Consider the following 6,725-nt stretch of genomic DNA (forward strand, 5'->3'; position numbering starts at 1 on the left):
CCGCTCTCGGCGCTGGTCCGCTCCAGCAGGGCGCGGTCGTCGGGGTGCACGAGGTCGGCTGCTGCCGCACACCGAGATCATCCGGCAGGCCAAGGACGACGCCGGCGGCGACGGGTACGACTTCACCAAGATGTTCGCCGGCGTCAAACCGCTGGTCAGCGGCGCGGACCTCGCCATCTGCCACATGGAGACCGTCTACGGCGCCGACGGCGGCCCCTTCACCGGCTACCCGGCCTTCAAGTCGCCGCCGCAGGTCGCCCGGGCCCTCAAGGACGCCGGCTACACCTCCTGCGACACGGCCTCCAACCACACCCTCGACGACGGCCCGGCCGGCATCCGGCGCACCCTCGACGCCATGGACGCGGTGGGCCTCGCGCACACCGGCTCCGCCCGCGACGCGGCCGAGGCCGGCAAGCCGGCGCTGCTCCGGGCCGGCGGCGCCACCGTGGCGCAGCTCGCCTACACCTACGGCACCAACGGCATCCCGCTGCCGAAGGACCAGCCCTGGGCCGTGAACCTCATCGACCGGGACCGCATCCTCGCCGACGCCCGCGCCGCCCGGCAGAGCGGCGCGGACCTCGTCGTGGTCAGCATCCACTGGGGCACCGAGTGGCAGGACGCCCCGAACGAGCAGCAGCTCACGCTCGCCCGCGACCTGGCCGCCGGGCAGGGCGGCGGCCGGTCCGACGTCGACCTCATCCTCGGCACGCACGCCCACATCCCGCAGGCGTACGAGAAGATCGACGACACCTGGACGGTCTACGGCCTCGGCGACCAGCTCGCCGGGCACATGTTCACCTACGACGGCGCGGAGGACCCGCGCGGCAACTGGAGCTCGATCGCCCGGTTCACCTTCGCCCCGCCGGCCGGGCCGGGGGAGCGCTGGACGGTCCGGAAGGCCGAGTTCGTCCCGCAGGTGACGGATCTCGGCCCGCCCTACCGCGTCCTCGACCTGCGGGACGCCGTCCGCCGCAACCCCGGCCGGGCGGACTACGCCCGGGCGCTGGAGCACATCCGCTCGGCCGTGCTCAGCCGCGGCGCCGCGGCGGCGGGGCTGACCATGGCCCCGTGAGAATCCCCGCCCCGTGAAAAATCTTCGCGGGGAATCGAACCGCCCGGCCGTCCTGTGCGTATCAGTGGACAGGGGGTGCCAGAAAGGTTGGAACCATGGGCATGCTGAGCAGCCTGGTTCCGGCGGTGGGCAGTCCGCGCAAGCGGACCACCTCGAAGCCGACCAGGACCTCGAAGACGACTCACCGTCGCCACCGCCGTCGTCGTCGTCATTCGGCGCACTCGCGGCACTGACGGTAGCCCGTCACTCCGTCCAGGGCCGGGCGCCACCGGTGCCCGGCCATCTCCAGGAGGCAAGGAAACGCAGCGTGTGGTCACTGCGGCGGCTGGTGGCCGTCGGTGACGGCTCGGACCGGGACGAGACGATCGTCGCGGCCGCTCCGCCGGTCGCCCTGCGCGAGGTGTTCCGGAGGTTCTGGCCGTACACCCGGGGTGGCAGGCGCTGGCTGTTCCTGCTGCTCGTGTTCGTCGTGCTGGCCCCCGTCGTCGACGCGGCCGGCATCTGGCTCTTCAAGATCGTCATCGACGACGTGCTGGTCCCCCGCAACCTCGCCCTCTTCGTACCGATCGCCCTCGCGTACGTGGGGCTGACGGTCGTCGGGGGGATCCTGGGGTTCGCCGACGAGGTCACGTCGACCTGGGTCAGCGAGCGTTTCCTCGTCACCCTCCGATCCGACCTGTTCCGGCACCTGCAGGGCCTGTCCCTCGGGTTCTTCGAGCGCCGCAGACTCGGCGACGTCCTCGCCCGGCTGACCGGCGACGTCGACGCCGTCGAGACGTTCCTGCTCTCCGGCATCGTCAACGCCATCGCGCACGTCACCCAGCTGGGTGTCTTCCTCGCCGTCCTGTTCTACCTGCGCTGGGAGCTGACGCTGGTCGCCCTGGTCGTGGCGCCGCTCTTCTGGTTCATCACGCGCCGGTTCGCCCGCCTGGTCAAGGCGGCCTCCCGGGAGCGGCGGCGGCGCAGCGGCACGATCAGCGCGGTCACGGAGGAGACGCTCGGCAACATCGCCCTCGTGCAGGCCTACAACCGGCGCGACTGGGAACAGCAGCGGTTCGAGCGGGAGAACCTCGGACGCTATCGGGCCGCCATGGCGGCGACCCGGATCCGGGCACTGTTCTCGCCGATCGTGGACCTCCTGGAGCTGTTCGGCGTCCTCGTCGTGATGGGGCTGGGCGCGTGGGAGCTGGCCCACGGGCGGCTCACCCTGGGCGGGCTGCTGGTCTTCCTGACGCTGCTGACCAGGCTGTACAGCCCGATCCGCGGCGTGTCCCGGCTCAGCAACACCTTCTTCTCGGCCTCCGCCGCAGCCGAGCGGATCATCGAACTCCTCGACCAGCGTCCCCAGGTCACCGAGGCGGCGCGCCCCGGACGGCTCGGCCGCGCGCGCGGTGACGTCGCCCTCGACGGCGTCTTCTTCCGCTACCCGCAGACGCCCCGGTGGGCGCTCTCGGACCTCTCGTTCCACGTCGACGCGGGCGAGATCGTCGCCCTGGTCGGCGCGAGCGGCGCGGGGAAGTCGACGATCGCCAAGCTGCTGCTGCGCTTCTACGACCCCGAGGTCGGGTCGGTCCGGATCGACGGGCACGACCTGCGCGAGCTGCGCCTGGCCGACCTGCGGGACAACGTCGCGGTGCTGCTCCAGGAGGCCCTGGTCATCCACGGCACCGTCCGGGAGAACATCGCCTACGGCCGGCCGGACGTCAGTGACGCGGACGTCGTGGCGGCCGCCCGGGCCGCCGACGCGCACGAGTTCATCACCCGGCTGCCGGACGGCTACGACACCGTGGTCGGCCAGCACGGCAGGCTGCTCTCCGGCGGGCAGCGCCAGCGCCTGGCGATCGCCCGCGCGATGGTGCGGGACGCCCCCGTCCTCATCCTCGACGAACCGACCACCGGCCTGGACGCCGAGTCGGGTCGGCGGATCCTCGGACCGCTGCAGCTGCTGATGACCGGCCGGACGACGATCATCATCTCCCACAACCTGCTGACCGTCCGCAACGCCGACCGGATCCTGCTGGTGCAGGACGGCCGGATCGCGGCCTGCGGCAGCCACGAAACGCTGCTCGCGCGCAGCCCCGCCTACGCGCGGCTGGACCGGATGAACGGTGTGCCGGACCATGCGCGCGACGCGCTGCCACGCGTGGGCCTCGACGGGATCACCCTCGCGGACAAGGCCGCCGCCGCCGTACGAGGGGAGGCGTGGGTATGAGCCGCGTCGAGGCGCCTGCACCGCCACCGCTGGCGGCCGGGACGTCCGTCGCGCCGGGGTACCAGGTCCTCGCGCACCTGTGCCGCACCGGCTGGCTGGACCTCTACGACGCGTGGAGCGAGGAGAGGGCCTGCCGGTGCGTGGTGAAGGTCCTGCGACCGGACCGCGGGCACGACCGGCGGCTGCGCGAGCGACTGCTGCAGGAAGGCCGCTGGCTCCAGGCGTTCACCCACCCGCACCTGGTCCGCGCCTACGAGACCGCCGAGTCGCCGGAGCCGTTCGTCGTACTGGAGACCCTCGCCGGTGAGACGCTCGCCCACGTCATCGAACGCCGCCGCCGGCACCGCCTGGCCGCCGACGACCTGGCCCAGCTCGGCCTGCACCTGTGCTCGGCCCTCCACTACCTGCACGGCCAGGGCCTGCTGCACCTCGATCTGAAGCCCTCCAACATCGTGATCGACTGCCGCCGTGCCAAGGTCCTCGACCTGAGCATCGCCCGCCCGCCGGGGCCCGGCCCCGCCGGCGTCGGCACCTTCTGCTACCTCGCCCCGGAGCAGGCCCGCGGCGGGACGCTCACCCCGGCCGCGGACGTCTGGGGCATCGGCATCACCCTGTTCGAGGCCGCCACCGGCGACGTCCCCTTCGACCCGGGCGAGAGCGTCGACGGCAGCGACGGCAGCGACGGCAGCGACGGCAGCGACAGCCCGTACGGCACGGGTGCCGGCACCGGCGCCGACGCGGACGACTGGTACCCGCAGCTGGAGGAGGCGGCACCACCGGTCGCGACCCGACGGCGCCTGCCTCCCGGTCTCGCCGCGGCGATCGACGCCTGCCTCCGGCCCGACCCGGACGCCCGGCCGACGGTCCGGGCGCTCACCGCGGCCCTCGACGCCCGGCTGCCGCGTGTGCCGGTTCGGAGGGCGTGACGGCGTGCCCGGCCACCGCGTAGCCGCAACGGTTGCTCGTGTGCGCACCCGCTGTGGCGGCCGAGGGGCGCCGGTCCCTGCCGGGCGGCACGGGGTGCCGGGTACCCGCGTCCGCGGCGAGGGACCGCAGGTGGAGCAGGGCCGGACCGGCCCGTCCGGCCTTGGTACCACGGCGGCCGGAGGGTAGGTTGGCTCGCCGGACGCGGGCACGGGACGCGCGCACGGGCGACGGGAAGTGGTGGGGCATGGCTGCGCGGGCCGTTGTGGACTGTGCGTTGTACGAGGACGGGCTGCGCCTGCCGGAGCAGGTGGAGCTGTCCGACGTGCTGCGGCGGATCGGCGAGAAGGACGGCCGGTTCGTGTGGATCGGCCTGTTCGAGCCGACCGCGGAGCAGTTCGCGGAGATCGCGGCGGCCTTCGAGCTGCACCCGCTGGCGGTGGAGGACGCGGTGCGCGCGCATCAGCGGCCGAAGCTGGAGCGCTACGGGGACACGCTGTTCCTGGTGCTGAAGACGATCACCTACGTCGACCACGAGAAGGTGACGGCGACCAGCGAGATCGTCGACACCGGGGAGATCATGGTGTTCGCCGGGCCGGGGTTCGCCATCGTGGTGCGGCACGGGAGCGCCAAGGCGTTGACCGGGGTGCGGCGCGCCCTGGAGGCCACGCCGGAGCTGCTGGCGCTGGGGCCGGCAGCGGTGCTGCACGCGGTGGCCGACCACGTGGTGGACGGCTACCTGGAGGCGGCGGACTCCTTCGAGCGGGACGTGGAGGAGCTCGAAGCCGCGGTGTTCTCGGCGGAGCGGACCGACGACTCGGCACGGATCTACCAACTCAAGCGCGAGCTGCTGGAGTTCAAGCGGGCCGTCGCGCCGCTGACCGTGCCGCTGCAGCGGCTCTCGGACGGTTCGCTGCCGCAGGTGCCGACCGAGATAGCCGCCTACCTCCGGGACGCCGCGGACCACCACACGCAGGCGAAGGAGCGGATCGTCGCCTTCGACGAGCTGATCTCCGGCATCCTGGACGCGAGCATGGCACGGCTGTCCATGCAGCAGAACACGGACATGCGCCGGATCAGTGCCTGGGCGGCGCTGGCGGCGGTGCCCACCATGGCGGCGGGCGTGTACGGCATGAACTTCGACTACATGCCGGAGCTGCACTGGAGGTTCGGCTACCCGGCGGTGCTGGCTCTCACCGTGACCGTCTGCGTGTTCATCTTCCGGGCGTTCCGGCGCAACGACTGGCTGTGACGGGTGCCGGGCCCCGCCTGGCCGAACCGGCGGATCACGGCCTGAGGCGGGTCGCGCTGCCGACCTCCGGCACCGGCGGCGCCGGCCGGCCGTGCCGCCGGTGCAGCCATACGTAGAGCAGCACGCACGGCAGGAGCAGCCCGCAGAGGGTGAGAACGAGGAACGCCGTGAAGCTGGTGATGTGGCTGACCAGCCACCCGAAGTTCTGCCCGAAGAAGCCGACCACGAAGGACAGCGGAAGGAACACCGATGCGAGGACGGTGAGCCGCTCCATGGTGGCACTCTGCCGAAGGTTGATCTTGTTCTGCTCGACGGAGATCACTGCGATGTTCGCTTCCAGCACGGTGGCCAGCAGGTCGCGTTGGGCGGCGACCTCCTCGTTGACCAGCAGCAGGTGGTCGTGGACGTCGCGGAAGTACGGCAGGAGCTCGGCGGGCGCCCTGCCGGTCTGCAGCCGTCGGGTGAGTACGGCGAGCAGCGGGTGCACCGCGCGGTAGAAGTCGGTGGCCTCACGTCGCAGGGAGTAGATCCGCTCGGTCGGGGCGACGGCCCCGGCGAACACGGTCGCCTCGATCTGCTCGATGTCCCGGTCGAGCTCCGCCACGACGGGCGCGTAGCCGTCGACGACCTGGTCGAGGATCGCCCACAGCGTGGCGGCGCTGCCGGCCCGCAGCAGTTCAGGACGGCGTTCGAGGCGGCTCCGGGCGCCGGTCAGCTCGCTGGCGATGCCCTGGCGGATGGTGATCACGAAGTGTTCGGCGAGGAAGACGCTGATCTCGCCGGTGTCGATCTCCTCCCGCTCGTCGTCGTAGCGTGCGGTGCGAAGGATGATCAGCTCCGTCCCGTCCTCGTACTGCTCGGCCTTCGGCCGTAGATGGAAGGCCTGGGCGTCCTCGACGGCCAGTTCGTGCAGTCCGAAGCTCTCCTGGACGCTGGCCAGCTCCTCGGGACCGGGTTCGAAGACGCCGAGCCAGACGAATCCGCCCTGCCCGGCGTGCGCGGCCGCCTGCTCCAGCGGCATCGCGCCCTCGTGCTGCCGGCGCCCGTCCTGGTAGTGCGCGCAGTCCACGATCATGACCGTCCTCCTTGCGTCCCGCCGGGCCGCCGGCCGGCCACCGGCGGCGCGGCTCACCGACGCGCCTCACACCAGTGATGTTCCTCCGCTTCGGCCGGAATTTCCGGCCCGGCAGGGCAAGGGGCGCAGGTCGGCCTGCACGTCGGGTGGCGCCGGTCGAACGGCGGGGGGGGGGGGGGGGCCCCGGGGG

General features: G+C 72.5%; 5 protein-coding genes. 4 read left to right on the forward strand and 1 reads right to left on the reverse strand.

Translation table 11 applies throughout. The features are described 5' to 3' along the window. From ABZ885_RS32705 to ABZ885_RS32720, 4 genes are all read left to right on the forward strand, one after another. Positions 1-1,072, forward strand: a 1,072-nt coding sequence (locus ABZ885_RS32705; RefSeq protein WP_360196740.1) for a CapA family protein, incomplete at its 5' end; no start/stop codon positions are given. A gap of 307 nt (positions 1,073-1,379) precedes the next feature. Beyond that, positions 1,380-3,284 carry an ABC transporter ATP-binding protein gene (locus ABZ885_RS32710; RefSeq protein WP_360196743.1) on the forward strand — a complete coding sequence of 635 codons (1,905 nt, stop codon included), beginning with the start codon at positions 1,380-1,382 and terminating at the stop codon, positions 3,282-3,284. Further along, a complete protein-coding gene (locus ABZ885_RS32715; RefSeq protein ID WP_360196746.1) occupies positions 3,281-4,210 on the forward strand; it encodes a serine/threonine-protein kinase in 930 nt (309 codons plus the stop codon). The genes ABZ885_RS32710 and ABZ885_RS32715 overlap by 4 nt, the downstream gene beginning before the upstream one ends. A gap of 245 nt (positions 4,211-4,455) precedes the next feature. Next, positions 4,456-5,460, forward strand: a complete 1,005-nt coding sequence (locus ABZ885_RS32720) for a magnesium and cobalt transport protein CorA (RefSeq protein ID WP_360196749.1) — start codon at positions 4,456-4,458, stop codon at positions 5,458-5,460. A gap of 34 nt (positions 5,461-5,494) precedes the next feature. On the opposite strand, the gene ABZ885_RS32725 is transcribed toward ABZ885_RS32720, so the two are convergent. After that, a complete protein-coding gene (locus ABZ885_RS32725) occupies positions 5,495-6,535 on the reverse strand; it encodes a CorA family divalent cation transporter (protein WP_360196752.1) in 1,041 nt (346 codons plus the stop codon). Positions 6,536-6,725: the final 190 nt, after the last annotated feature.

Source organism: Kitasatospora sp. NPDC047058, assembly GCF_040643935.1.
In the GTDB taxonomy this organism is placed as follows: domain Bacteria; phylum Actinomycetota; class Actinomycetes; order Streptomycetales; family Streptomycetaceae; genus Kitasatospora.

What these genes read in the sequence shown, in the direction of transcription:
- ABZ885_RS32715 (WP_360196746.1), top strand. Translation starts at nt 3,281, where the DNA reads ATGAGCCGCGTCGAGGCGCCTGCACCGCCACCGCTGGCGGCCGGGACG.
- ABZ885_RS32720 (WP_360196749.1), top strand. Translation starts at nt 4,456, where the DNA reads ATGGCTGCGCGGGCCGTTGTGGACTGTGCGTTGTACGAGGACGGGCTG.
- ABZ885_RS32725 (WP_360196752.1), bottom strand. Translation starts at nt 6,535, where the DNA reads ATGATCGTGGACTGCGCGCACTACCAGGACGGGCGCCGGCAGCACGAG.